Here is a 26,620-nt window from a genome sequence, read left to right as displayed (position 1 = left end):
TTTATTTTCGCGTGTAGCCGGCTGCTTCTGCAATTTTTACCGGAATTTCCGTATTGTCGATACGGTTTTGGAACTTTTCTGCTCCCACGCCGATGGCAAATACAGGTACGTAGCCCGCAGAATGCCCTCCACTGGTCCATCCGGTCAAGGCAATTTCATCGATGATTCGTTTGGCTTCTGCGGCAATAGGCTCATCTTGTGCATATTCGCTCTTTTCCATCTTCATCTGTTGGTTCTTGAGGCTCTGTTCGTAGACGGCTTTTAAGCGCGCTTCCTGCTTTTCGGTTAATTTTACTTTGTCCCAAAAACCGAAATTGTCCTTTAAGGCTTGCTGTACAGCTTCCCAAGATACGTTATTGTCAGTCTTGGCACGGAGCTGGTTGATGATTTTGGTAAATCCGCTTTCACTTACTTTTTGGTTCTTGAGTACCTGCAGGTTCAGTTCGTACGGACCTTTCCCTAATACGAAACCTCCTGTTTCGTGGTCGGCAGTGACAACTATCAGTGTTTCGTCCGGATGTTGTGAATAAAATTCATAGGCCACTTTTATGGCGTTGTCAAAATCTATAATTTCATGGAAGACGGTTGCCGCATCGTTGCTGTGGCAGGCCCAGTCTATTTTTCCTCCTTCTACCATCAGGAAGAATCCTTTAGATAAGTCTTTAGAAAGGAAATTGATGGCTGAGCGGGTAATCTCCTGTAAGGTCAAGTCTCCTTTTCCCCGGTCAATCGCATAAGGAATAGAGCTTCGGTCCTTCTTGGAAGAAGCCTCTGACTGGAAGAGAATCATTTTATCAGCCTTCTTGCTTTTCTTGAGATAGTCTTTATATCCTCTGGCAATGGCATAGCCATATTGGGGAGCCATTGAGTAAAGGTTCTCGGCTTGAGGGTTGTGTTTGTCTTCCGGCTGTAGGAAGTCTGATCCTGCATAAAAGTCAAATCCTGTGGTGTACAAGTCTTTTCCTATGTCATAATAACTTCCTCTGCCGGCTGCATGTGCATAAAAGGCTGCGGGAGTGGCATGGTCTACACTTACGCTGGTGGCTACTCCTACCCGGCATCCGTAATCCTTGGCCCATGTAGCTACACTGTACACGGGTGTTTGTAAATCTTTCAATACTCCAATTGCCCCATTCTTAGTCTTGCTGCCGGTAGCCAAGGCGGTTCCTGCTGCGGCAGAATCTGTCACTCCGTTTGTGGCCGAAAAAGTGGTGGCTACAGTAGTGTAAGGGAACTGGGTGAATTGCAAAGGAGTAATTCCGATTTTCCCTTCTAATTCGCCAAGATACAGTTCGGTACCTTGTACTTGATTGACTCCCATTCCATCCCCGATGAAGTAGAATACATATTTGGCCTGTTGTGCATTGATTTGACAGAAGGCCAACAGGATGAACATAACGACGATTGATAATTTCTTCATAAAGTTCTGTGTTGGATGATTGTTTTTGCGAAAATACGGAAAATTGTGGTTTCACCATCTTTTTGGATAAAAAAGATGATGAAAATGGGTAGACGTTTTAAAGTCTTTTCATTGTATCTATTGAACTATATTACATTTTTATTATGGAAAAAGAAAAATTTGTAGGGGCATGCCTGGTGCTGTCCATGTTGGCTTCTTGTCAGCAAAAAGAGTCTTTGCAACATCTGAGTGAAGAACCGGTTCTTCATTTGAAGGCTTCTGTCTATGCGCCTGAGAAAGCATCTAGGACTATTACAGACGAATCGGGAGGTACTGTTTTTTCGGAAAAGGATGAACTGGGATTTTTTATGCCGGAAGAGAATGAGCCTGTAAAATGGACATTGACAGGAAGTCAATGGGAAGCAGAGTCGACTTTGGTATGGAAAGACAAGGTGAGCAGTTTTTCGTTCTGTGCATATTATCCCTATTCGGAGGAAGCGACAACGCGAACCAGTGTGCCTATGCCTGATTTGAGTCAGCAGTCTGGAACGCTTTCCGGAATAGGGGATTTTGATTTTCTGGTAGCCCGCTGTCAGAAAAGTTATGGGGAGACAGAGAATGGAACGGTTTCTTTTACCGGGCCAGCTTCCTTCCAGCATGTATACAGCCTCATTTCTATAAAAATTAAAAATGCCCTGCCCGCAGGGGAAGTCTTGTTGAAACGGGTCAGTTTTCAAGGTGATAATTTGTTTGGATGCAGTACTTATCATTTTGGAGAGTTGGAAGAAGAGGATGGCGTTTCTTATGTGGATGCCTCCAAGGCAGATGTACTGACTTTCAATTTTGAAGAACCTGTATCTGTGACGGAAGCATCCGGATATACGTTGTATTTTTTATGCAATCCGTCAGATTTGGTTGAAGATACTGAATTTTCTATTCTTTATCAGCGTGACGGCCTTTCATATACGGCGTCTACCAATAAATTGGGAAAGCAATTTTCTGCGGGCAAGTTTTACCAGTTTACACTTAAACTGACCAAGGAAGAGTTGGTGTTGGAAGGCGGTGAAGTGGTTGACTGGATTTCGGAAGAGCTTCCCGAGATTACTATGGATGAGAACCAGGAATAGACTGTTACCGGAAGGTTTTGAAAGTAAGATTCTTTTTGTGAAATCACCTTCATTGCAGATTTTTGTGATGAAGGTGATTATACATAAGGTCTGAACTGTATGTTATCTGTGTCCAGAATTGCCTTAATTCTCAGAAAAAACATGTAACTTTGCACTTTCAAATAAAAGCATAATCAATTCTTAGTTCATTATAAACAATGAAAGCACTGAAGGAACGCATCATTCGCGATGGAAAATGCTTTGAAGGAGGGATTCTCAAAGTGGATAATTTTATCAATCATCAGATGGACCCGATTCTGATGAAGTCGATGGCAGTAGAGTTCGTACGGAGATTTGCCAGTACAAAAATCAACAAAGTGATGACCATTGAGGCCAGCGGAATTGCTCCTGCCATCATGGTGGGCTACTTACTGGAACTTCCGGTGGTTTTTGCCAAAAAGAAAAAACCGAGTACAATGGAGAACATGCTGACTACCACGGTGTATTCTTTTACGAAAGACCGTACGTATGATGTGTGTGTAAGCAAAGACTATTTGTGTCCGGGTGACAAAGTGCTGTTCATTGATGATTTCCTGGCAAATGGGAATGCGGCAAAAGGAATCATCGACTTGGTACAGAAGGCTGGAGCCGAATTGGTAGGTATGGGATTTTTGATAGAGAAGTCATTTCAGCATGGGGGAGATTATCTTCGCGCACAAGGCATTCATGTAGAATCGCTGGCAATCATAGAAAGTTTGGATAATTGTCAAATTAAAATAAAAGAGTAAATCTTTGATGGAAAAAGAACAACAAACAGCCCAGAGTGCCGGGCTTATCTACGGTTTGAACGACCGTCCTCCTTTGAAAGATACTATTTTTGCGGCTTTACAGCATCTGCTGGCCATATTTGTAGCCATCATTACTCCTCCGCTGATTATTGCCGGAGCGTTGAAGCTGGATTTGGAAACGACAGGTTTTTTGGTTTCCATGGCGCTTTTTGCTTCCGGAATTTCTACCTTCATCCAATGCCGTCGTGTGGGGCCAATTGGCTGTGGACTGTTGTGTATCCAGGGAACGAGTTTCTCTTTTATCGGCCCGATTATATCAGCGGGACTGACGGGAGGATTGAGTAGCATATTTGGCGCATGTATCGTGGCTTCATCGGTAGAAATGCTGATAAGCCGGGTGTTGAAGTATACGCGGCGCATCATTACTCCTTTGGTATCCGGTATTGTGGTCACTTTAATCGGTATGAGTTTGATTAAGGTCGGTATTTCCGCCTGTGGAGGAGGAGCCGCCGCACAGGCAGACGGTTCGTTTGGAGCTTTTCAGCATATCGGACTGGCCGCATTGGTACTGGTACTGATTATTTTCTTTAACCGTAGTTCCAACCGCTATCTGCGGATGAGTTCGATTGTGATAGGCTTGGTCGTAGGATATGTCTTGGCCTGGGCTTTGGGGATGGTCGACTTCTCAGCTGTACAGAGCTATGGCGGATTCAATATTCCGATACCTTTCCGTTATGGGGTGTCGTTTGATATTTCTGCCATTATCGGATTGGCATTGGTTTACCTGATTACTGCCATTGAAGCATACGGAGACATTACTGCCAACTCTTTGATCTCGGGTGAGCCGGTGGAAGGAGAAACTTTTGTCAAGCGGGCTTCCGGAGGTATTCTGGCAGATGGATTTAATTCTATGTTGGCCGGTTTCTTCAATTCTTTCCCTAATTCCATTTTTGCTCAGAACAATGGTATGATTCAGCTGACAGGAGTAGCCAGCCGTTATGTGGGTTACTTTATTGCCGGTTTCCTGATATTATTGGGGCTTTTTCCGGCTGTGGGGTTGGTGTTCTCGTTGATGCCGGAGCCTGTATTGGGAGGAGCCACACTGTTGATGTTCGGTACGGTGGCTGCGGCTGGTATCCGTATCATTTCTTCACAAAAGATTGACCGTAAAGCCACGTTGGTGATGGCTTTGAGCTTTTCTTTTGGCTTGAGCGTGGAGCTTGTGCCAGATATCTTATGTCAGCTTCCGGAAACGGTGCGAAACATTTTCTCTTCCGGAATTACCACTGGGGGATTGACTGCCATTCTGGCCAACCTGTTGATTCAGATAAAGGAATAATTCTCTTCAGGTATAAAAAAAAGCCCCGTTTCCCATGCAGGAGCGGGGCTTCCTTTTTTAGGAGCTCTTTATTTATTTGATTTCAATAACCTTACGAGCCTGAACTTTTTCTTCATTTGTCTTTTTCGGCAAATCGATGGTCAATACACCGTCATTGACAGCAGCATTGATTTTCTCTTTCTCCACGTCATCAGGGATAATCATGGATTGTTCGAATTTGCTGTAAGAGAATTCGCGGCGCAAGTACTTCTTGTCGTTCTCCTCCTTGTTTTCGCTCTTCTTTTCCATTGAAATGGTAAGCGTATTGTCATCAGCCAGTTGAACGTGAAAGTCATCCTTCGTCATGCCGGGAGCTGCCAATTCCACTTTATACTCTTTTTCGCTTTCAATTACATTGATTGCAGGAGCTGTAGAGTTAGCCTTTACCATCCAATCGTTATCAAAGAAATCATTAAAGATACTTGGTAACCAGTTCTGATTGTAATTTTTTCTAGTCGGCATCATAATTGTAATCTCCTATATTTAAGTTGTTTTTATTATCAATTTTCTTGTTGGAGGGCTTCTGCTTTCGCTTCCGCGCTCCGCTTAAGAGATTGCAAAACCTGTGCCCATTTTGCTTGGGTATGTCACGAAGCACATTTATTTTAAACCTCGTTTAATTATCCTCCTTGTTTTTAAACTTAAGCAAACCTTGATGGCTCCGAGATCTTTTTATTATTGTCAGATTGACAGAAAAAGAGCTGTCAAGCTTTCCTCTTCTTGCCGGAAAGGGAACAGATTGACAGAAAAAAGGCCGTCACGAATCCGTAGCGGCCCTTCCTATGATAGAATATAGATTATTATCGTGCCACAAACAATGACTGGCTGTTAGCCTGACGTGCCGAAATCATTCCCTGTAAGTCTGGAGAAACGGTCATTGGTGTTCCGTCCTCTTGTTTGAAAGTGATGGTTCCGTCTTCGTTCATGGTAATGAGTTCGAAGGTCTGGCCTTCGGCAGAGGCATTCCATGTGTTCTTTTCCTTGTTGTAAACCAGGTTCAGTGGTTTGTCCTCTTCTCCCTTTTTAGTGATAGTGTATCCGTCTTCATTTGTGCGTACGAGGTATTCTCCGTTTTCACCTTTCACTGTTTTTACGGTTCCCACATTTTCTGCCAAAGGATTTGAGCCTGACCAGAATTCAATGGAGTTCAATACGAGAATGTCGGCCAGATAGGCAACTTCATAGACCGGTACGATGTGGAATGCCAAAAATACGATTTCATTGACGAACTTGTTGCCGATGTTATTGTTCCAGTCTTTTAAATTGCTCCATAATCCAAAGGAGCCTATACATGAAGAGCATATAATGCTGCTGCCCAGAATCAGGCATGCTGCGTAAAGTTTTAATTTTCTCATATCAGCTTTAGTTTTGGGTTAATATATAATGAGTATTGTCTTTTGCCCTTACAAATTACTACAAAGTTAGAAGTTATTTTTGATTATGAAAGAAAAATGTAAAAAAATCGTATCTTTGCGTCGTTTTTTGTAAGAAATTAATGGTTAAATAAGACAATAGCATGAAAGAAAAGATTCAGAAGAGATTGAGTGATTCGAAGGCGGCACGCTGGACAGCGTTGTTTATCGTATCGTTTACAATGATGTGTGGATATTTCCTGACCGATGTGATGTCACCTTTGGAAAATTTGTTGACGACGAAAGGGAAGGTGGTCTATTTTACGGATGACACTTCCATGCCGGCGGATACGCTGGTAGCCAAGGTGCGGTTGTTTTCCGCTGCCAACATGCTTTCTGAACCCGATTTGACGGTAGAAAAGCTGGGAGCAGGGGTGAAGATGCAGTATCGTGAGATGGTAAACGGGCAACAGGTTACGGTGGAAAAGACCATCAGTTCAGTGGCTCGTGGAGAAGGTTGGTCAAGTACGGAGTATGGCTTTTTCTCCGGTGCTTATGGCTTGATTAATGTTTTCTTGCTGATGCTCTTCTTCGGAGGCGTGATTTTGGATAAGATGGGTATCCGTTTCACCGGTACCATGTCGTCCGGATTGATGCTGGTCGGTGCGTTGATAAAGTGGTATGCCCTTTCTACTGATTTTGGCGATGCCCAGCTGTTTGGCATGAATATGCAGGTGGCGCTGGCCTCTATCGGCTTTGCCATCTTTGGTATGGGTGCCGAGATTACCGGTATTACGGTGTCAAAAGTCATCGTCAAATGGTTTGCCGGTAAGGAACTGGCGTTGGCCATGGGACTTCAGGTAGCAATGGCCCGTATCGGTACGGCCCTCGCGTTGGGGGTCAGTCTGCCGGTGGCCCGTATGATGGGTAACGTGTCCTATCCTGTATTGTTCGGTGCCATTGCTTTGTGTGCAGGATTTGCTTCCTATCTGGTATATTGTATGATGGACCGCAAGGAAGATGCGTCTGCCGAGGCTGTACGCAAGGAGAGCGGTCAAAAGGAGGAAGAAGGATTCAAGATGTCCGATTTGAAGCAGATTTTCTGCAGCAGAGGATTCTGGCTGATCAACCTGCTTTGTCTGATGTTCTATGCGGGCGTGTTCCCTTTCCTGAAATTTGCCACAAAGTTGATGATTTATAAATACGACGTGCCCGAATTGTTTGCAGGGTGGATTCCGGCCCTCTTGCCGTTTGGTACCATCCTGCTTACCCCGGTGTTCGGTATCTTGTACGACCGTATCGGCCGTGGAGCTACCCTGATGATTATCGGTTCTTTCATGCTGACTGCTGTACATGTGCTTTTTGCGCTCCCCATTATGAATTACTGGTGGTTTGCCGTAGTGGTGATGATTGTGTTGGGAATTGCTTTCTCATTGGTGCCGAGTGCCATGTGGCCTTCCGTACCTAAGATTATCCCGATGAAACAGCTGGGCTCTGCGTATGCCATTATCTTCTATATCCAGAACATCGGCCTCACCATGGTGCCTTGGCTGATTGGTTGGGTGATTGAACATTTTGCTACGCTGCGTAATGAAGCCGGTGTCATTACGGGTTACGATTATACGGCACCGATGGTGATTTTTGCAGTCTTTGGCGTATGTGCCATTGTGATAGCCATGCTGCTGCGTGCGGAAGACGCCAAGAAACATTATGGACTGGAAGAAGCCAACATGAAGAAATAATTGTTTTTTGAAATAGAAAAGGAGTTAGGGCCTTGTCTCCGCACTGGCTTTAACTCCTTTTTTGTTTTTCAGGCAAATGGTTGGGTATGAAACTTTTACTTTTGTTTTCTTTAAATCTTTTGTGAGTCTATAAGCCTGTGCTTATTTGTCTTGTGGATTTTTTCCCGTATCTTTGGTACCAGTTTAATACAAGGCCGATGTTGCCTTGCAAAGTTCAACTATGAATCATACAAGAAAGAAATCACCAATCAGATGGGTTCCTACGGCATATTTTGCCATGGGCCTTCCTTTTGTCGTGTTGAATATGGTCACCGTGTTGATGTTCAAGGGGCTGGAAGTGGATGATAAACTGATTACCTTTTGGACCTCGTTAATCCTCCTTCCCTGGACATTGAAGCCTTTATGGAGTCCTTTTCTGGAATTGTTTCGGACCAAGAAATTCTTTGTCATTGCGACCCAGCTGGTTACGGGAGTCACCTTCGGTCTGGTAGCCTTTTCGCTGAACCTTCCCCATTTCTTCAGCATATCCATTGCCTTGCTGGCCATTGTCGCCTTCAGCGGGGCCACTCACGACATTGCCTGCGATGGAGTGTATATGAGTGAGCTTTCCAATGAAGAACAGGCCAAGTTTATCGGATGGCAAGGTGCGTTCTATAATATTGCCAAGATTCTGGCAACGGGAGGACTGGTGTATCTGGCGGGTTATCTCATTGAAATGAATGCCGAGGCCGGCATGCTGGGGGCTACCAAGCGGGCTTGGATGATTATTCTGCTCATCCTCTCTGCCACGATGCTGCTTTTGGGACTTTATCATTACTTTGCCTTGCCTTCCACGCAGGCAAAGAGAAAAAAGGAGGAAGCCATGACCAGTCGGGAGGTGTTGAAAGAACTGGGAGAGGTGTTGCTTGATTTTTTCCGGAAGACTCACATTGTATATTATATCTGCTTCATCATTCTGTACCGTTTTGCCGAAGGATTTGTGATGAAAATTGTGCCTTTGTTCCTGAAAGCCGGCCGTGAGGTAGGAGGATTGGGACTGAATGAAAAGGAAATCGGACTTTATTACGGAACGTATGGAGCGGCGGCTTTTGTGCTGGGGTCTTTACTGGCCGGATACTACATCGCCCGGCGCGGACTGAAGAACACACTGTTCACTTTGTGTTGCATCTTTAACTTCCCGTTTGTGGTGTATGCCTTGTTTGCGTATCTGCAACCAGAAAGCGGCTGGATTATTTGTAGCGGCATCGTGTTTGAATATTTCGGATACGGTTTCGGCTTCGTCGGCCTTTCCTTGTTCATGATGCAGCAGGTGGCTCCCGGCAAGCACCAGATGGCGCATTATGCCTTTGCTTCGGGTATCATGAACCTGGGAGTGATGATTCCCGGCATGCTGAGTGGCTGGGTGTGCGAAAGTCTTGGAGAATGGTTTGACAGACCGGGAGGCTATGAACCCTTCTTTATCTTTGTGCTGATAGCCACGATTCCGGCTTTTCTGATTACGTATTTCATCCCGTTTAAGTATGATAATGAAGGAAAACTTATAGAGGGTGAACGAGAATATGTCTAATCTAAATAAAACGAACTGAATATGAATGACAAATTTGTAATGCCGTGGGAAGAACGCCCGGCAGATTGTAAGGAGGTGATGTGGCGGTATTCCAAGAATCCCGTTATCGGGCGGTACCAGATACCTACGTCGAACAGTATTTTCAATAGTGCGGTGGTACCTTTCAAGGATGGGTTTGCCGGCGTGTTCCGTTGCGATAACCGGGCCGTGCAGATGAATATCTTTGCAGGTTTCAGCAAGGACGGTATCCACTGGGAAATCAATCACGAACCGATTAAGTTCCAACCCGGGAACACCGATATGATTGAGTCGGAATACAAATACGACCCCCGTGTCACTTGGATTGAAGACCGTTATTGGATTACATGGTGCAACGGTTATCACGGCCCTACCATCGGCATCGGCTATACCTTCGATTTCAAGGAATTTTATCAGTGTGAAAATGCTTTCCTGCCTTTCAACCGAAACGGAGTGCTTTTCCCGCAGAAAATCAACGGTAAATATGCCATGCTGAGCCGTCCGAGCGACAACGGGCATACTCCTTTCGGGGATATCTATATCAGTTACAGTCCCGATATGAAATACTGGGGAGAGCACCGCTGTGTGATGAAAGTGACACCCTTCCCGGAAAGCGCCTGGCAGTGTACGAAGATTGGAGCCGGTTCCGTGCCTTTCCTGACAGAAGAGGGCTGGCTGATGTTCTATCATGGTGTCATCACCACCTGCAACGGTTTCCGCTACTCTATGGGGGCTGCTATTCTGGATAAGGACCATCCGGAAAAGGTGCTTTATCGTACCCGCGATTATCTGTTGGCTCCTGCGGCACCTTATGAACTGCAGGGCGACGTGCCCAATGTGGTGTTCCCGTGTGCTGCACTTCAGGACGGGGAAAGAGTGGCAGTGTATTATGGTGCGGCCGATACCGTGGTCGGAATGGCTTTCGGCTACATTTCCGAAATCATTGATTTCGTGAAACGTACTTCCATTTTATAAGAATGAATATTTTATAGGACCGTTCCCATGGTTGAGGCCGTGGGAGGGGTCCTTTTTATTTTAAGCCTATGAAAAAACTAATTGCATGTCTGAATTTTTTGTTCGTTGGGGTGTGCCTGCATGCCCAAGAACCAGTAGATTATGTCGACCCGTTTATCGGGACCACCAATTTCGGTACGTGTAATCCGGGAGCTGTGTGTCCGAACGGCTTGATGTCGGTTGTTCCATTCAATGTGATGGGTTCGGCAGACAACAAGTATGACAAGGATGCCCGTTGGTGGTCTACACCTTACGACTATACGAACAGCTATTTTACGGGACTGTCTCATGTCAACCTGAGTGGGGTGGGATGTCCTGAACTGGGGTCTTTGCTGTTGATGCCTACCACCGGGGAACTGGATGTGGATTATCATCACTATGGCAGCAAGTATGAGAAGGAAACCGCCTCACCGGGATACTACAGCCTGCAACTGACGAAATACAACGTGAAAGTGGAAGCTACTTCTACCCTACGGACAGGATTGACCCGTTTCACTTTCCCGAGAGGAAAGAGCCACATCCTGATGAACCTGGGAGAGGGACTGACCAATGAGTCGGGGGCCTATCTGCGCCGGGTGAACGACCGGGAGATAGAAGGCATGAAACTGTTGGGCACGTTCTGTTATAATCCGCAGGCGGTATTCCCCATCTATTTCGTGATGCGGATTAACAAGGTTCCGCAACAGACGGGGTATTGGAAATTCCAGCGCAAGATGAATGGCATAGAGGCCGAATGGGATAAAGACAACGGGAAATACAAGTTGTACACGCAGTACGACCGCGATTTGGCAGGAGACGATATCGGTGCCTGGTTCACCTTCGATACGGAAGAAAATGAACAGATAGAAGTGGCCGTGGGTGTTTCTTTTGTCAGCATGGAGAATGCCCGCCAGAACCTGGAGGCCGAGCAGCATGGAGCCGGTTTCGATGAAATTCATGCCAGTGCCCGCAGTAAGTGGAACGATGACCTGAGCCGCATCACCGTGGAAGGGGGGACGAAGGCACAGAAAACCGTGTTCTACACGGCCTTGTATCACACCTTGATTCATCCGAACATCTTGCAGGATGTGAACGGAGAATATCCGGCGATGGAAACGGGAGAAACCAAGACCACGAAAACCAACCGCTATACGGTGTATTCCTTGTGGGACACGTACCGCAACCTGCATCAGCTGATGACACTGGTGTATCCGGAGCGTCAGATTGATATGGTGCGTACCATGATTGACATGTACAAAGAACATGGCTGGTTGCCCAAGTGGGAACTCTACGGACGGGAAACCCTCACCATGGAAGGTGACCCCAGTCTGCCGGTCATTGTGGACACATGGATGAAAGGTCTGCGTGATTTCGACATGGAAACTGCTTACGAAGCCATGCGGAAGTCGGCCACCCTGCCCGGAAAAGACAACCTGATGCGCCCGGACAACGACGATTATATGAACAAGGGTTATGTGCCTTTGATGGAGCAGTTCGACAATTCCGTGTCGCATGCGCTGGAATATTACATTGCCGACTATGCCCTGTATACACTGGCCAAGAGTCTGGGAAAGAAAGCCGATGCCGACTTGTTCTACAAGCGCTCCATGGGCTATAAGCATTACTATTGCAAGGAGTTCGGTACCCTTCGCCCCATCTTGCCCGATGGAACGTTCTATTCTCCGTTCGACCCGCTGCAAGGACAGAACTTTGAACCTAGCCCGGGCTTCCATGAAGGGAATTCCTGGAACTACACCTTCTATGTGCCTCACGATGTAAAAGGGCTGGCTCGTCTGATGGGCGGACAGAAAAAGTTTGTCGACAAGCTGCAGATGGTGTTCGACAAAGGCTATTACGACCCGGCCAATGAACCGGACATTGCTTATCCTTACCTGTTCAGCTACTTCAAGGGCGAAGAATGGCGTACCCAGAAAACGGTGCGTGAACTGTTGGCCAAGTATTTCACTCCCAAGCCCGACGGTATTCCCGGAAACGACGATGCCGGTACCATGTCGGCCTGGGCCGTATTCAGTATGATGGGCCTTTATCCCGACTGTCCGGGCGTACCGGAATACACGCTGACCGACCCGACTTTCGACCGGATTACCATCCGTCTGAACCCGGAATTCTACGGGAAAGACCAACTGGTCATTGAAAAGAAAGGCAACGGTCCGTCAGAAGGATATATCCAGAAGATTGAACTCGGTGGGAAGAAGACTGGCTACCGTATTCACCACAGCGACTTGGTAAAAGCCGGTACCCTGACTTTCTATAAATAAGAAATGGAATCAGTTTCTTTTTAGTCGCTTCCTCTTTACGGTATGACGCACCACTCCGATGCTGATTTCGTATAGGAGGACGATGGGGAAGGTGACAATCAGCATGGTAAACACGTCTGAGGTAGGAGTGATGATGGCTGCAATCATCATTGCGAGGACCCAGGCGTGTTTTCTGTATTTAGCCATAAAGTCGGCCGACAGAATACCGAATTTTGCCAGCAGCCAGGTCAGTACCGGTATTTCAAATGTGATGCCCATCATCAGGCTCAGCATGTTCAGCGTGTCGATATAAGAGCTGAGCACGATGGTGTTCTCCACTTCCGGACTCACCTGGTAGGTGGACAGGAAACGGAAGGTAAAAGGAAAAATCAGGAAATAGCTGAACAATACCCCTGTGAGGAACAGCAGGTAACTCCAGAATATCAGGCGACGGGAATATTTCTTCTCGTTCTGGTAGAGGGCAGGGGATACGAAATGAAAAAGCTGGTAAAGAATGTAAGGAGAGGCCAGCAGGATGCCCGCATAAAACGAAACACTCATGTGCATGAGAAACTGCCCGGAGAGCTGGGTGTTGATGAGTTTGACCGGAAGTGTCTGCGCTTCCAGACCGGAAATATGAAGCACCTGTCCCAGCCAGGCGAAGAAACGGTAGGTACAGAAATCCCCCTCCTTGGGTGCCAGAATCACGCCAAAAAGTTCGTCCTTGAAGCAGAAAGCCAGCAACATGAGTACCACTACCGCGCAGGCGATATGGATAATCGTTTGGCGGAGTGCGTCCAGGTGGTCCCAAAAGGTGAGTTCCGTTGGTTCGTTCGGCTTCACGGCAATTATTTTTCTTTATGGTCAGTAGAAGAAACTTCCTCTTTTTTGTTGTCTGTTTCTTTCAGGTTTTCTTCCACTTCGTTCATACCCTCTTTGAAGCTTTTTACTCCTTTTCCGAGACCTTTCATCAGTTCCGGAATCTTCTTTCCACCGAACAGTATCAGGATAATCAGGATGATAAATAAGAATTCCTGGGTACCGATACCCATAAACAATAAGGTCGTATTCATGTAGTTCTGTAAAATAATGGTTTGTCTGTTATTGATTTCTACGCAAAAATATGGATTGTTTTTTATTTGCGCAAATGTAACTCTTTGGCATTTCTGTTTTTAAGGAAAAAAGAGTTGTCCGGAAGGTATTCTTCCGATTCCCCTTGTCATAAGTTTTCTTTGTCCTTTTATTTTCTCTGTACCGCATGGCGGGATTTGTATTTCACAGTGTGAAATATGTATCCCACACTGTGGTTTTTGTAGCCCACAGTGTGAAACAGAGAATTCTCTTAGATGTTGATAAGAATTGATAAGAATAATAAGGAAAAGAGAATTGGTGTAAAAAAGTTTTGAAAGCGGTTGTAGCCTGCTTTTTATTTGAACTGTAGTCGGATTGTTTGGGTGACTTCTTTTCTTTTGTCCATCTCTTCAGCCTTAATTCGGACAATGGCCGTACCTTTCTTGCCGTTCGAGCGTATGACAGCCAGTGCTCGGCCTTTCCATAAATGATGTGTAGGGTCGAAATAAGGGTCTTCATCCTTGATGTCTGCATTGCCTAAAGCCTGTAGACTTCCCGCTCCTTGTACAGAAACAGACAGCAGGTTATCGGCTATGGGAACTACATGGCCGGCTTCATCTATTGCTTCTATTGTTAAGAAGGAAAGGTCTTTTCCGTCGGCATGCAGTACCTCTCTGTCAGCTGTCAGACGGAGAGAGACTGGAGCATCTGCAGTGGATAAGGTGGTGGCTTCCATTACTTTCCCGTCGCGTAGACCTTCTGCTTTCAGTACTCCCGCTTTATAAGGCAGTGAGAAGATTGCCTTCATTTCGTTGACAGACTTTTCTGCTATCAGTTGGTTGTCCAGATAAAGCCGGACTATAGGATAATGGGAATATACTTCTACTTCAATGAGTTTCCCTTCGTGGCCAGGCCAGTTCCAACATTCGAACGTAGGCCAGGTAGACCAGGAAGTGGTCTGTATCTTGCCTTTGTATCCGTCAGGCTCTCTTACGGCAATGTACAAATGCTCCTCTCCGTTTTTATTCCAGAGCATTGAACGGTAATGGCTGATAGGTTTGCGTAATCCGGTCAGGTCAATGTCACCACAATAAGCGGCATGACACGGATAAAGTGGACGGTGATAATGTTCGCCGGGGACATCCCCTTCATAATACCAACGTCCGATACCAGATTCGCCGATATAATCCGTGGCCGTCCACACAAAATCACCGATGATGTATGGATGGTCTTTCACGGTGCTGAAATTCTTCCATGCGTCATTCGGATATGATTCCGTCTGCATCATCACCCGGGAAGGTACGCGCAGGTGGTCACTTTCTGCTTTATGAATCATGTAGTTGTATCCTACAATGTCGTGTGCCTCTGCCAGTGGGTCGTAGATTTCCCAGTCGCTGTCCCAAGCTGCAAGTGCGGAAGTGACCGGACGAGTGGGATCCAGTTCTCGGCAAAGCGTGGCAAGTTTGCGGGCTGTGGTTACAATCTCTATCTTTTTGCGTTCGATGACTTCATTTCCGATACTCCAGCAAAAGATACTGGGATGATTGCGGTCGCGAAGGAGCATTGCCTCTATGTCGCGTTCCCACCATTTATCGAATAATGTATGGTAGTCATAGGTGTTTTTGGCTTCACGCCAGCCATCAAATGCTTCATCAATGACCAGCAATCCCACTTGGTCACAAGCATGGAGGAAGGCCTCCGAAGGTACATTGTGGGAGGTTCGTACGGCATTGAATCCTGCCTGTTTCATCAGTTCTGCTTTTCGGAATTCTGCACGGTCGTATGCGGCTGTTCCCAGTATGCCATTGTCGTGATGCAGGCATCCGCCGTTCAGCAAGATGGATTTTCCATTTAGAAGGAGGCCTTTTTCAGCTGAATAAGTTATAGTGCGGAAGCCAAAAGTTTCGTCTGCACGGTCCAGGGTATTCTCTTGTTCGGTTACCTTGACTTGTACGGTATACAGGTTGGGGGATTCGGGACTCCAGGCTTTAGCGTCTGGAATCTGAAAGCGTTGTTCGGCTGTGATGTGTGCTTGGGGTTGCAGGTTATAGGCGCTTTTTTTGACTTGCCCGGCAATTTCCATAGTAACCTCGACTGTTTTGCTTTCTGCACTTTCATTTACGACCTCTGTCCTTACAACAGCTGTCTGTAGGTCGGGTGTCTGAATCTGGATTCCCCAGTTGGCTACATGGACTGGATTCTTTTCTATCCACCAGACATTCCGATAAATGCCCGACCCGGTATACCATCGGCAGTTTTTCTGCATTGAATTGTCTACACGTACCGCGAGGGTATTTTCTCCAATTTTTACATAAGGGGTGATATCGACAAAAAAGGAGGAATAGCCATAAGGATGTCCGCCTGCACGCTGTCCGTTGACGTATACATCCGAATTCATGTATACTCCTTCAAAATAGAGTTGCAGTTTCTTTCCATTGGCTTCTTTAGATATATTGAACGTCTTTCGGTACCAGCCGATTCCGGTGGGGAGATAGCCGCCGTCGTTTCCTGCCGGAGCTTCTTTGTCGAATTTTTGTTCGATGCTCCAGTCGTGTGGCAGTACCAGCTTCTTCCACGAAGAATCATCGAAGGTTTCATTTTTTGCGATTAGGGTATCGCCTAACCAAAATTTCCATCCATCATTGAATAATTGTTTTCCGGATGATGCTGAAACCGACAGCACGATTATCCACATCATTCCTAAAATAAGCAGTTGTTTTCTCATAATATTTAGTGTTGTTCTTTATATATGTTTACAAAGATAAATAAACAGTTGGGAAATCAGGCGATTTCTAATCAGTTTGCAGGGAAAATCACGCGTGAAGTAGAAGAATATGATATAAGCTGGTCTGTCAACTGAAATGTCAGGAAGATGTCAGTCAGTTTTTTCGGTTGGATGAGTGAAGAAAAGTAGATTTGTGACTAAAATCAAGAGAATATGGAGGCAAAGGTGCATTATGCAGGAATGCGGCGGTTTTTAGTTTTATTTATATTGGCTCTCGTGGCAGGTTCCCTTTTTGTCACGCAGAAGAAGGAGAAAGACGATACTCCGTTGCCCGAAAAGCTGGAGAAGGTGATGCGTACCACGCGGATGAATACCTATCGGGACCCTTTTTACGGTTATGTGATACATTATCCGTCCTTTTTCGAGCAAGTCTCCAATCCGCAGGTGAAAGAGAAAGGCTACTGCCAGTTTCGTTTCTGGAATGTGGAGCAGATTATACAGACTGCGTTTGTGCTTCCCAACCTGGACAGCCTGACGGTGGCGCAGGGAATGGCTTGTTTTGCCCGGGAATTGCATGCCACTTATCAACGTGAGGAAGACGATGGGTTTATTCTTTCCGGCCCGCTTCATTTGGAAAACCGGGAAGTGGCAGGTCATCACTTTTATGCCAAGTACGTGAAGTGTCAGAAACTCTGGTTTGTGCAGATTCTCACTTATCCGGAGAATTGTGCGCAGGCGGTGACACGGCTCATCCGGGAGATTGACCGTTGGAAGGTATGGGAGAAAAAAGAAGAGAAAAAATTGCCTGAATCGTTTGACTGTCAGTCTCAGACTCCTTCATCTTATACAGGTCCTTGTTTCCCTTGGATATTGATTACCAACTGAAATTGGAGGGGAATTTAGTAATAAAACAATCGAATCCTTGGTCAAAAGGTTATAAGGTATCAATATATTCGGTTGGTGTCATGCCGTATTGCTTGTAGAATGCACGATAGAACGTAGACCGGCTGTTAAAACCAGCCTCTTCGGCTATCGCTTCAATTGAAAAATTACGTTTTTCTTTTATCAGTTTCACAGAATATTCCACCCGTAAACGATTCAGATAACTGTTAAGATTGGGAACTCCGGCATAACGCTTAAGTAAACAGCTTAAATCATTCTTGTGAATGCCGGTCGTACGCAACAGTTCGTCACGTCCGAAACGGGGTTGCAAGAAGAGTTGTTGCTCCATTATCAGTTGTTCCATACGTAAGAATGTCTCATAAGACTGATTTGAAGTCCCACCCGTCTTTTCTTCCTGTCCGGCTTTCTTTTCCATTGGAGGAACATCCTTCTGCATGTCATTACAAGTGAGGCATCGACGAAATTCTTCACGTTGCGCTAATAATTCTTCTATTTGGCGCGCGGCTATCCGGTTACGTCGTTTCATACGGCGAAGATTCAGGTAAACCATAATCACCAAAGTTGCAAGCAATACCAATACCACAACGCTTCCAATCAACATAAGGGAACTGCGTTCCGACTTGGCCTGCTCTTCCTGCAGCTGCTTTTCCTTTTCATTTACCTTGAAAATGGTGGCAAATTCCTGTGCGCGACTGTTGAGCTTACGCATATAAATACTGTCTGTCAATGCCAAGGCATATCTGTTTAGTTCGGCCATGCGTCGATAGTTTCCCAATGCACCTTCTGATTTAGCTTCATACTCCAGCAAAAGACGATATTGCATGTTTACCGTATCACATCCCTGCCACAAGGTATGCAATTCACGTATTCTATCCAACACATCCTTATGACGTCCTGCCTTCTGGAGATAGGGTAATATGGTGTAACCGCTTTCCACACGCTTAGCTTCTTCCGTCTGCATAAAAGCCCTATAAGCTTCTTCAGCTTGTGCGGTTTTTCCCATTGACAGATACAGATTAGCCATCTTTGAATAAAGATAAGCCTTCTGCTGGTCTATATATCCGGATGGAGGTCCTGGCATATCTTGCATCCGTTCCAATAAGTCACGACGCGCATATACAGCCTTCAGGGCTTCTTCATAACGTGTATCTGATACCAGCTGATTTATCAACATGCCGTACGCATACGAGACATGCGACAACACGCGCACGTCATCTGACTTGCTTCCACTTTCTATAATCTGCTGTAGGTATTCATATCCGTCCTGATACTGTTCTAATCTAAATGATGCCATCGCCAATGTACTCAACAAGCTATATTCGACGACTCTGTTATTCAGTTTTTTTGCCAGATTCATGCCTTGCATAGCCATTGGAATACATTCACTATACTTGCCCTGTTCTTGCAAGGCGTCTGCCATCATAGATAGTGCTTTTAAGTGAAGATTAGGATTGGAGGTTGTTTTCGGAACAGACAAGACACGACGCAAACAGGATTCCTCCAAAACAGGCATACTCATGTTTCCGTAGACCATGGCCCGTAGTATATCTATACGGGCACTTGCCATAACCTTATGATGTTCTGCGTCATCCAACAAGTCTAGAATGCTGTCAGGACGAGTCATATAGTATTCTTTTACGGTCTCTTCTAAGGCCAGGCTATCTGTTTTGAAAGAACAAAGCAATGTGTTACCAAACACAGCCAATAACAATATTACAATAAAATGACACTTCATTATGAATTGATTTTATTATTATTTCTGTCATCTTTCAAAACACATAAGCACAAAACCTTAAACACTAAGACATTACTATTCATTAGCCAAATTAAAGATTAATATTGTGACGCAAATAAAAAACTGTTTTTTATTCTTTGTGTAAATGTACAAATAACCTTCCAATAAATGACTTTCTTTGATAAGATATTTTCTGCTCTTCGAAACAATCTTTTTCATTTCAGAAATAAAACACATTCCAAAGAAAAAATGAATCAATTATAAGTTATTATATATCAATATGTTAATAAGATGTGAAACAATATGTAAGACAATCTGACACAATATCTATTCATTAAAATAATCGAGGTATTTAATCATTTCTATACTTTTGCAATGAAAATTTAGGATATCTAATGATAAACAAATAATTCAAAACATTAAAAATTATGACTAGAACTTTTAAGTTAGCATTATTTTCTTTGTGTTCGCTCATGCTTTTGATATCTTCTTGCAGTAGCGATAACACACCGGCAATTCCTGAAGTAGGTAACTTTGGTGAAATTAAGTTCGACAGAGAAAAATTTGGTGCAGGACAAACTGTTACGGCATCCTGCCAACTGCCATCTACCAGCAGCGATATTTCGGATTTAGTTTACACGTGGTCGGTAAACGGTAATGAACTTGGCAGTACCAAAGTGGAAAATGGTATCAGTTATTTTACGTTCATCGTTCCGTCTCTTGATACCAATACGAATGAAGCAGATTATAAAGTTGAATTAAAAGCAAGTACCAGTTATACGGAGGCAAAACTACCTGCTACTGCTACAGCTACCATCAAAGTTCAGCGTCCAGATGTTTATCTTTCGTTTTTTGGAGACAGTCAGGAGTTAACAATAAAGAATGTACCCGGTCTTGGAGAGTCTAACAATGGTTATTATGCAACACTAAAAGACTATTTACGCAGTAATTCTTTAAACGTTGTTTGTCAATACAATTTTACAGATAATAAACTGGCTAGAGTCGAAGAAATGCGTGAAATGATTCCGGAAAGATCAAATGTACAATGGTATTCATATCTAAAGACTTTTAATGGATTGATTAAAAGTACTATGGACTACTATAAAATTACTACCATTGACCAATCGTATATTAGTTTATCTGGGAAGATTTCGAAAGATTACGCATACAATTCAACAGATAACACATATTTAGGTGAAGCTGCTGAATATCTCTTGCAAAACCAAGGTCAGATTATCATCTACGGTCATAACAATAATACTGAACTTGCAATTAGTGCAGTGATAGTTGAAAAGTCAGAAAGTCCGACTGGTTACCTAGTCAATTGTAGGTATATTTATACGCCAAAGCAATAATTACACAAGTCATTACCATAATCAATAAAGCCCCGGTCTGAAACGAATGAACTTTTGGATTGGGACTTTATTTATTGGGGAAATAAAGCCCCACACAACCAATAACGAAACAGACATTCTTCATGTCCTCGCATTCACCGTTTTCCACAGTCCGTTTTCGTAAGAAATCCATAAACCCCAATGATAAAATTCCGAGGAAATTTACAAACAAAAATAGTATGCAAATAAAAAAATTAAACTTGAGCAGTTTACGCTTTACATTGCTCATTGCATTACAATGTATCGCCTTTTCGTCAAGGGCGCAGTGGTCTGTAGGTTTACAAGCTGGTTATACCCACAATTCACTCACCACATCGTCCGGTTATTTTTACGACCGGGTGTATCACCCACAAGGGGGATTCACCATCGGTATACCCGTAAAATATACATTTACCGACTGGTTTGCACTAGGGGTAGAAGCCACCTTTGTGCAGAAAGGTTATGATGCCCGCCGCTCCGGATTTTATGATATCCTGCACGATGATGTATCAAACAACTATCTGTCCGTTCCATTGTATGCCCGTTTCTCTTTCGGAGGTACACGGCTGCGCGGATTCGTCAATGCCGGCGGATACCTGGGTGGCTGGCTGTCAAGCTACCGGAAAGGAACTGTTTATGAGAATTTTAGTAATTCAGACTCAGAATCCATTTTCGGTTTGGAAGACATAAAGACTATTTATCATTATGACGAGAAAGTGGAATTCGATTCAAGAAGAGATAACCGTTTCGAAGCGGGAGCTATGGTAGGTGCAGGTATTTCGTATCAGCTGGTATCCAATTTGGAGATTTTCGGAGAATGCCGTTATTACCATAGTCTTACCGATATGCAGAAAGCCTATATGAGGAAGCAGGTACCACGTTATAATAACACGTTTGCTTTTCAGGCTGGTGTGATGTTCTATTTTGGTAAATAATCTATAATTAATACGGGAAGTGTAACTATGAAATCAAAAATAATACTTGCATTAGTCTTCGTTCTGGGACTGATTTCGTGCAGAAAAGATATGCCGGACATGCAAAATCCGCGTACAGAAACCATTTATAACTGGGACCAGCTATTCGAATCATACTGGAACGGAATGAATTATAATTATGTATTTTGGGACATAGACCCTACAGACTGGGATAAAATGTATGAGGTTTACAAGCCCAAATTTGAGGGAATTGCCAAAGAGGGCTTCGATAACAAGGAAGTAAATGACAAGGCTTTTGAATGGCTCAAGGAAATGTCGTCTACTCTGATTGATAATCATTTTAATTTGGCTGCTACCATTCCATGTGATGATACTGATTGTCTTTATACCTATAATCCTTCCTCTGAAAATCTGAAAAAAAGGAAAGGCTACCATGATAATTATCTTAATGAAAGAATCAAAGCCTTACAAAAAATGATTGATGATGGTAGATTTGTTACAGGTCGTTTCAATATCTTTCCCTCTACCTCTTCTCTGGATGCACGTTTCTTCATTTCTGCGTTGACAGACTCGAACATTTTATATTTGAGTTTTTCCAGATTTTCCATCACTACAGATTTAGCTAGTCCTGAAAACCGGGAAGCTATGGAATCTGTTCTCAATATCTACTATGATAACTTAGACGATAATCCCGACTTAAAAGGAGTTATCATTGATGTGAGAGGTAATTCTGGTGGGGCTTTGAACGATTTTAAGTATGTACTTGGAAAATTTGTAGACAAACCGTTAAAGGTTTTCTATACCCGGAAGAAAAGTGGTATAGGTCGTCTGGATTATACTCCATATACGCCCGAATACCTTGAGCCATATAATTATAAGTGCGAACTGGATATTCCTGTTGTCATACTGGCAGATATGCATTCTATAAGCATGGCCGAAATGACTACAATGGCTGTCTTGGCCTTGCCTAAAGGCAACGGAGTCTTTATTGGAGAACAAACTTGGGGCGGTACCGGTAATCTTAATTCTGATTTTGATGCAACTTATGGTGGACAGTTTGAAAATAATATACTGAATGTATACACATGCATGTCCAGCCTGGTCGATTCAAAAGGTATTTCGTACGAGGGTAAAGGAATAAAGCCGACTATTGAAGTGCCGCTTGATGTGGACAAATTGTTACAAGAGCAGACAGATAATCAATTGGAATATGCTATTGACTATATCGAATCAGAGCAGGAATAAAAAACTGAGAGAAAAGATGCAAACAGCCGTTCGGGCATATTCGCTGTCGGCGATTTGCATTTGTGGATTGAGGGGCCGGAGAAACTGGTTGAGCCCGTGTGGCGTCATATTATAATCTTGTTTTGTGCTGTAAAGGGAAGGAAATTTTTCTTTAAAAATTTTGAGCTGTCTTGTCTCTTCCCTAAAAGATGGGTATCTTTGACTCGTTTTTCATTTAACATTGACACTCATGCAGGATTTTGTTCATTTGCACGTTCATACGCAGTATTCTATTCTTGACGGACAGGCTTCTATTCCCCGGCTGGTAGACAAGGCGATAGCCAATGGTATGCGGGGAATCGCAGTGACCGACCACGGAGATATGTTCGGTATCAAGGAGTTCTTCAACTATGTCAACAAGAAGAACGGAGGTACGAACGGGGAGATTAAGGATTTGAAGAAGAAAATTGCCGCCCTCGAAAGCGGTAAGGAAGAATCGGAAGACCCCGAAGCGGAGATTGCGGCTTGCAAGGAACAGCTGGAGGCAGCGAAAAAGAAACTGTTCAAACCGATTTTCGGTTGCGAGATGTACGTGGCGCGCCGTCGGCTGGAAGACAAGGAAGGAAAGCCCGACCAGAGCGGATATCACTTGGTGGTGCTGGCCAAGAACCTGAAAGGTTATCATAACCTGATTAAGTTGGTGTCGAAGGCATGGACCAAGGGATTCTACATGCGTCCGCGTACAGACCGTACGGAACTGGAAAAATACCATGAGGGTTTGATTGTGTGCTCAGCTTGCCTGGGAGGGGAGGTGCCCCGACGTATCACGGCCGGACAGTTTGAGGAGGCCGAGGAGGCAATCCGCTGGTACAAGAATCTGTTTGGGGATGATTATTACCTGGAGTTGCAACGCCATAAGGCTACTGTACCTCGTGCCAATCATGAGGTGTATCCCATGCAGCAGGTAGTGAATGAGAAACTGATTGAATATGCCAAGAAATACAATATCAAGCTGGTGTGTACGAACGACGTACACTTTGTGGACGAGGAAAATGCCGAAGCCCACGACCGGCTTATCTGTCTGAGTACCGGAAAAGACCTGGACGACCCGAACCGTATGCTTTATACCAAACAGGAGTGGATGAAGACGCGGGAGGAGATGAACGAGATTTTCGCCGATGTGCCGGAAGCGTTGAGCAATACGGTGGAGGTGTGCGACAAAGTGGAATTTTATTCCATTGACCATGCGCCCATCATGCCGACGTTTGCCATTCCGGAGGAGTTTGGTACGGAAGAGGAATATCGCAAGAAGTTCACGGAGAAAGACTTGTTTGATGAGTTTACCCGCGACGAGAACGGCAATGTGGTGATGGATGAGGCTGCAGCCAAAGCGAAGATTGAGCGTCTGGGAGGATATGAGAAATTGTACCGTATCAAACTGGAGGCAGATTATCTGGCAAAACTGGCCTACGATGGAGCGAAAAGACGTTATGGCGAGCATCTGTCGGAAGAGGTGCAGGAACGTATCAAGTTTGAGCTGCATATCATGAAGACCATGGGTTTCCCGGGATACTTCTTGATTGTGCAGGACTTCATCAATGCGGCGCGTAACCAGCTGGATGTGTCGGTAGGACCGGGACGTGGTTCGGCGGCCGGTTCGGCAGTGGCTTACTGTCTGGGTATCACGCAGATTGACCCGATTCAGTATGACTTGCTGTTCGAGCGTTTTTTGAATCCCGACCGTATCTCCTTGCCGGATATCGATGTGGACTTCGATGATGATGGTCGAGGCCGCGTGTTGAACTGGGTGACGGAAAAGTACGGACAGGAGAAGGTGGCCCATATCATTACGTATGGTACCATGGCTACAAAGCTGGCTATCAAGGATGTGGCCCGTGTGCAGAAGCTCCCGCTTTCGGAGTCGGACCGCTTGTGTAAGCTGATTCCGGACAAGATTCCCGATAAGAAACTGAATTTGCCGAATGCCATTGCGTATGTGCCGGAGTTGCAGGAAGCGGAAGTGTCGCCGAATCCGATTTTGCGTGACACCATCAAGTATGCCAAGATGTTGGAGGGTAACGTGCGCAATACGGGCGTGCATGCCTGTGGTACGATTATCTGCCGTGACGACATTACCGACTGGGTGCCGGTAAGTACGGCCGACGACAAGGAAACCGGTGAGAAGATGCTGGTGACCCAGTATGAAGGTTCGGTGATTGAAGATACCGGACTGATTAAGATGGACTTCCTGGGACTGAAAACGCTTTCCATTATTAAGGAAGCCATCGAGAATATCCGTCAGAGCAAGGGTATTGTATTGAATATTGACGAAGTGCCGATTGACGATCCGGCTACTTACCGCTTATATAGTGAGGGACGTACCATCGGTACGTTCCAGTTTGAATCGGCAGGTATGCAGAAGTATCTGCGCGAACTTCAGCCGAGTACGTTCGAGGACTTGATTGCCATGAATGCCCTCTATCGTCCGGGACCGATGGATTACATTCCGGACTTTATCGACCGTAAGCATGGCCGGAAACCGATTGAGTATGATATCCCTGTGATGGAGAAATACTTGAAGGATACGTATGGCATTACGGTGTATCAGGAGCAGGTGATGTTGCTGTCGCGCTTGCTGGCCGACTTTACCCGAGGCGAATCGGATGCCTTGCGTAAGGCCATGGGTAAGAAGTTGCGTGACAAGCTGGACCACATGAAACCGAAGTTCATCGAGGGTGGAAAGAAGAACGGACACGACCCGAAGGTGCTTGAAAAGATTTGGACCGACTGGGAAAAATTTGCGTCGTATGCGTTCAACAAGTCGCATGCCACCTGTTATTCGTGGGTAGCTTATCAGACAGCGTACCTGAAAGCCAATTATCCGTCGGAATACATGGCGGCCACGATGAGCCGGAACATTTCGAACATCACGGAAATCACGAAACTCATGGACGAGTGCAAGGCGATGGGTGTCAAGGTGTTGGGACCGGATGTGAATGAAAGTAACCTGAAATTCTCTGTCAATTACCACGGGGATATCCGCTTCGGACTGGGAGCGATAAAAGGCGTGGGGGAATCGGCTGTTCAGAGTATTCTGGATGAACGTCGGAAAAATGGAGAATTCAAAAACATATTTGATTTTGTACAGCGGGTCAATCTGTCGGCCTGCAACCGGAAGAACATTGAAAACCTGGCACTGGCCGGGGGATTTGACAGCTTTTCGGGTATCAAACGGGAAGACTTCTTTGTGAAAAATGCCAAGGATGAATCTTTCTCGGATATATTGGTCCGCTACGGCAACAAATACCAGCTGGACAAGGCTGCCGCTGCCAATTCCCTGTTCGGTGGCGAACATGAGGTAGAGGTGGCCACTCCGGAAATTGTGCCCGCGCCGGCCTGGAGCGACTTGGAACGGCTGAACAAGGAACGTGACCTGGTGGGTATCTACTTGTCGGCCCATCCGCTGGATGAGTTTGCGGTGATTCTGGAGAATGTGTGCAACGTGCACATGGCGGAACTGGCCGATCTGACTCCGTTGCAGAACCACGACCTGGTGATGGGAGGAATTGTAACCGGGGTACGCGAAGGGTACACCAAGACCGGAAAGCCCTACGGTATCGCCAAGGTGGAAGACTATTCGGGTACGGCAGAATTTGCCTTCTTCGGCAACGAGTGGGTGGAAAAGAAGAATTTCTTCATGGAAGGCATGTTCCTGTTCATGCGTGGAAAGTGCCAGCCCAAGCAATGGCGGCAGGAAGAATGGGAGGTGAAAGTCAATTCCATTGAGCTGCTGCCGGAGGTGAAGGAAAAGGTCATCGAGAAACTGACTGTGACAGCTCCTTTGTCGGCCATCGACGACCAGATGATTATGGAATTCTCGTCTTTGGTGAAGGATTGTCCGGGAAATGCGGAGCTGCACTTCCTGGTACGCGATGAGGATGGACAGATGTATGTCAATCTGATGTCACGCACGATGAAGATTTCCGTACAGAAAGACCTTGTGAATTATTTAAAAAACCAGCCATTGTTGGACTATAAAATAAATTAGTATAT

Annotated in this window: 19 protein-coding genes; 12 read left to right on the top strand and 7 right to left on the bottom strand. The window is 45.2% G+C overall.

Annotation, left to right across the window (positions count from 1 at the left end; translation table 11 throughout):
• Window position 1: 1 nt before the first annotated feature.
• The gene (locus tag OIM59_RS14770) at window positions 2-1,420 is read right to left on the bottom strand and encodes an alkaline phosphatase (protein ID WP_303897438.1); all 1,419 of its coding nucleotides are present in this window, start codon (window positions 1,418-1,420) and stop codon (window positions 2-4) included.
• A gap of 143 nt (window positions 1,421-1,563) precedes the next feature.
• Between OIM59_RS14770 and OIM59_RS14765 the strand changes: the two genes are divergently transcribed.
• The 3 genes from OIM59_RS14765 to OIM59_RS14755 all read left to right on the top strand — a co-directional run bounded on the left by OIM59_RS14765 (window position 1,564) and on the right by OIM59_RS14755 (window position 4,632).
• On the top strand, window positions 1,564-2,526 hold the full coding sequence (locus OIM59_RS14765) for a fimbrillin family protein (RefSeq protein ID WP_299170068.1): 963 nt from the start codon (window positions 1,564-1,566) through the stop codon (window positions 2,524-2,526).
• Between the two features lie 197 nt (window positions 2,527-2,723).
• Window positions 2,724-3,293, top strand: a complete 570-nt coding sequence (xpt, locus tag OIM59_RS14760; RefSeq protein ID WP_299170069.1) for a xanthine phosphoribosyltransferase — start codon at window positions 2,724-2,726, stop codon at window positions 3,291-3,293.
• 7 nt (window positions 3,294-3,300) lie between these two features.
• Window positions 3,301-4,632 carry a nucleobase:cation symporter-2 family protein gene (locus tag OIM59_RS14755; RefSeq protein WP_299170070.1) on the top strand — a complete coding sequence of 444 codons (1,332 nt, stop codon included), beginning with the start codon at window positions 3,301-3,303 and terminating at the stop codon, window positions 4,630-4,632.
• A 72-nt stretch (window positions 4,633-4,704) separates the two neighbouring features.
• Here the strand turns inward: OIM59_RS14755 and OIM59_RS14750 are convergent, their stop codons facing one another.
• Together OIM59_RS14750 and OIM59_RS14745 are read right to left on the bottom strand one after the other, a co-directional pair.
• Window positions 4,705-5,136 carry an Hsp20/alpha crystallin family protein gene (locus tag OIM59_RS14750; RefSeq protein ID WP_303897434.1) on the bottom strand — a complete coding sequence of 144 codons (432 nt, stop codon included), beginning with the start codon at window positions 5,134-5,136 and terminating at the stop codon, window positions 4,705-4,707.
• Between the two features lie 335 nt (window positions 5,137-5,471).
• Entirely contained in the window at window positions 5,472-6,026 is a 555-nt protein-coding gene (locus OIM59_RS14745) for a DUF3332 domain-containing protein (protein WP_299170072.1), read from the bottom strand.
• Window positions 6,027-6,187: 161 nt separating this feature from the next.
• Between OIM59_RS14745 and OIM59_RS14740 the strand changes: the two genes are divergently transcribed.
• The 4 genes from OIM59_RS14740 to OIM59_RS14725 all read left to right on the top strand — a co-directional run bounded on the left by OIM59_RS14740 (window position 6,188) and on the right by OIM59_RS14725 (window position 12,622).
• Window positions 6,188-7,765, top strand: coding sequence for an MFS transporter (locus OIM59_RS14740; protein WP_303897432.1), 1,578 nt, complete (start codon window positions 6,188-6,190; stop codon window positions 7,763-7,765).
• A 220-nt stretch (window positions 7,766-7,985) separates the two neighbouring features.
• Entirely contained in the window at window positions 7,986-9,332 is a 1,347-nt protein-coding gene (locus OIM59_RS14735) for an MFS transporter (protein WP_299170074.1), read from the top strand.
• A 21-nt stretch (window positions 9,333-9,353) separates the two neighbouring features.
• Window positions 9,354-10,325 (top strand): glycoside hydrolase family 130 protein, encoded by a 972-nt coding sequence (locus OIM59_RS14730; RefSeq protein WP_288353052.1) that lies wholly within the window; start codon window positions 9,354-9,356, stop codon window positions 10,323-10,325.
• 68 nt (window positions 10,326-10,393) lie between these two features.
• The gene (locus OIM59_RS14725; protein ID WP_299170075.1) at window positions 10,394-12,622 is read left to right on the top strand and encodes a GH92 family glycosyl hydrolase; all 2,229 of its coding nucleotides are present in this window, start codon (window positions 10,394-10,396) and stop codon (window positions 12,620-12,622) included.
• 9 nt (window positions 12,623-12,631) lie between these two features.
• Here the strand turns inward: OIM59_RS14725 and tatC are convergent, their stop codons facing one another.
• The 3 genes from tatC to OIM59_RS14710 all read right to left on the bottom strand — a co-directional run bounded on the left by tatC (window position 12,632) and on the right by OIM59_RS14710 (window position 16,370).
• The gene (tatC, locus tag OIM59_RS14720) at window positions 12,632-13,444 is read right to left on the bottom strand and encodes a twin-arginine translocase subunit TatC (RefSeq protein WP_299170076.1); all 813 of its coding nucleotides are present in this window, start codon (window positions 13,442-13,444) and stop codon (window positions 12,632-12,634) included.
• 5 nt (window positions 13,445-13,449) lie between these two features.
• Entirely contained in the window at window positions 13,450-13,674 is a 225-nt protein-coding gene (locus OIM59_RS14715) for a twin-arginine translocase TatA/TatE family subunit (protein ID WP_299170077.1), read from the bottom strand.
• Window positions 13,675-14,027: 353 nt separating this feature from the next.
• Window positions 14,028-16,370: a sugar-binding domain-containing protein gene (locus tag OIM59_RS14710; protein WP_367278151.1), complete on the bottom strand. Its 2,343-nt coding sequence runs from the start codon at window positions 16,368-16,370 to the stop codon at window positions 14,028-14,030.
• A 240-nt stretch (window positions 16,371-16,610) separates the two neighbouring features.
• Here OIM59_RS14710 and OIM59_RS14705 point away from each other — a divergent pair, with 240 nt between their 5' ends.
• Window positions 16,611-17,282, top strand: a complete 672-nt coding sequence (locus OIM59_RS14705; protein ID WP_299170079.1) for a hypothetical protein — start codon at window positions 16,611-16,613, stop codon at window positions 17,280-17,282.
• A gap of 49 nt (window positions 17,283-17,331) precedes the next feature.
• Here OIM59_RS14705 and OIM59_RS14700 read toward each other — a convergent pair whose 3' ends face one another.
• Window positions 17,332-18,924, bottom strand: coding sequence for a helix-turn-helix transcriptional regulator (locus OIM59_RS14700; protein ID WP_299170080.1), 1,593 nt, complete (start codon window positions 18,922-18,924; stop codon window positions 17,332-17,334).
• Between the two features lie 539 nt (window positions 18,925-19,463).
• Here OIM59_RS14700 and OIM59_RS14695 point away from each other — a divergent pair.
• The 4 genes from OIM59_RS14695 (at window position 19,464) to dnaE (ending at window position 26,615) form a co-directional block, all read left to right on the top strand.
• Complete coding sequence (locus OIM59_RS14695) at window positions 19,464-20,390, top strand: hypothetical protein (RefSeq protein ID WP_299170081.1); 927 nt, start codon at window positions 19,464-19,466, stop codon at window positions 20,388-20,390.
• Between the two features lie 218 nt (window positions 20,391-20,608).
• The gene (locus OIM59_RS14690; protein ID WP_299170082.1) at window positions 20,609-21,343 is read left to right on the top strand and encodes a porin family protein; all 735 of its coding nucleotides are present in this window, start codon (window positions 20,609-20,611) and stop codon (window positions 21,341-21,343) included.
• Window positions 21,344-21,370: 27 nt separating this feature from the next.
• Window positions 21,371-22,588 carry a S41 family peptidase gene (locus tag OIM59_RS14685; RefSeq protein ID WP_299170083.1) on the top strand — a complete coding sequence of 406 codons (1,218 nt, stop codon included), beginning with the start codon at window positions 21,371-21,373 and terminating at the stop codon, window positions 22,586-22,588.
• A gap of 229 nt (window positions 22,589-22,817) precedes the next feature.
• Window positions 22,818-26,615 (top strand): DNA polymerase III subunit alpha, encoded by a 3,798-nt coding sequence (dnaE, locus tag OIM59_RS14680; RefSeq protein ID WP_299170084.1) that lies wholly within the window; start codon window positions 22,818-22,820, stop codon window positions 26,613-26,615.
• Window positions 26,616-26,620: the final 5 nt, after the last annotated feature.

The sequence above is a fragment of the Bacteroides mediterraneensis genome (assembly GCF_025993685.1).
Classification (GTDB): domain Bacteria; phylum Bacteroidota; class Bacteroidia; order Bacteroidales; family Bacteroidaceae; genus Phocaeicola; species Phocaeicola mediterraneensis_A.
Note: the sequence above shows the minus strand (reverse complement) of the source record. Positions and strands in the feature narration are given on the sequence as shown.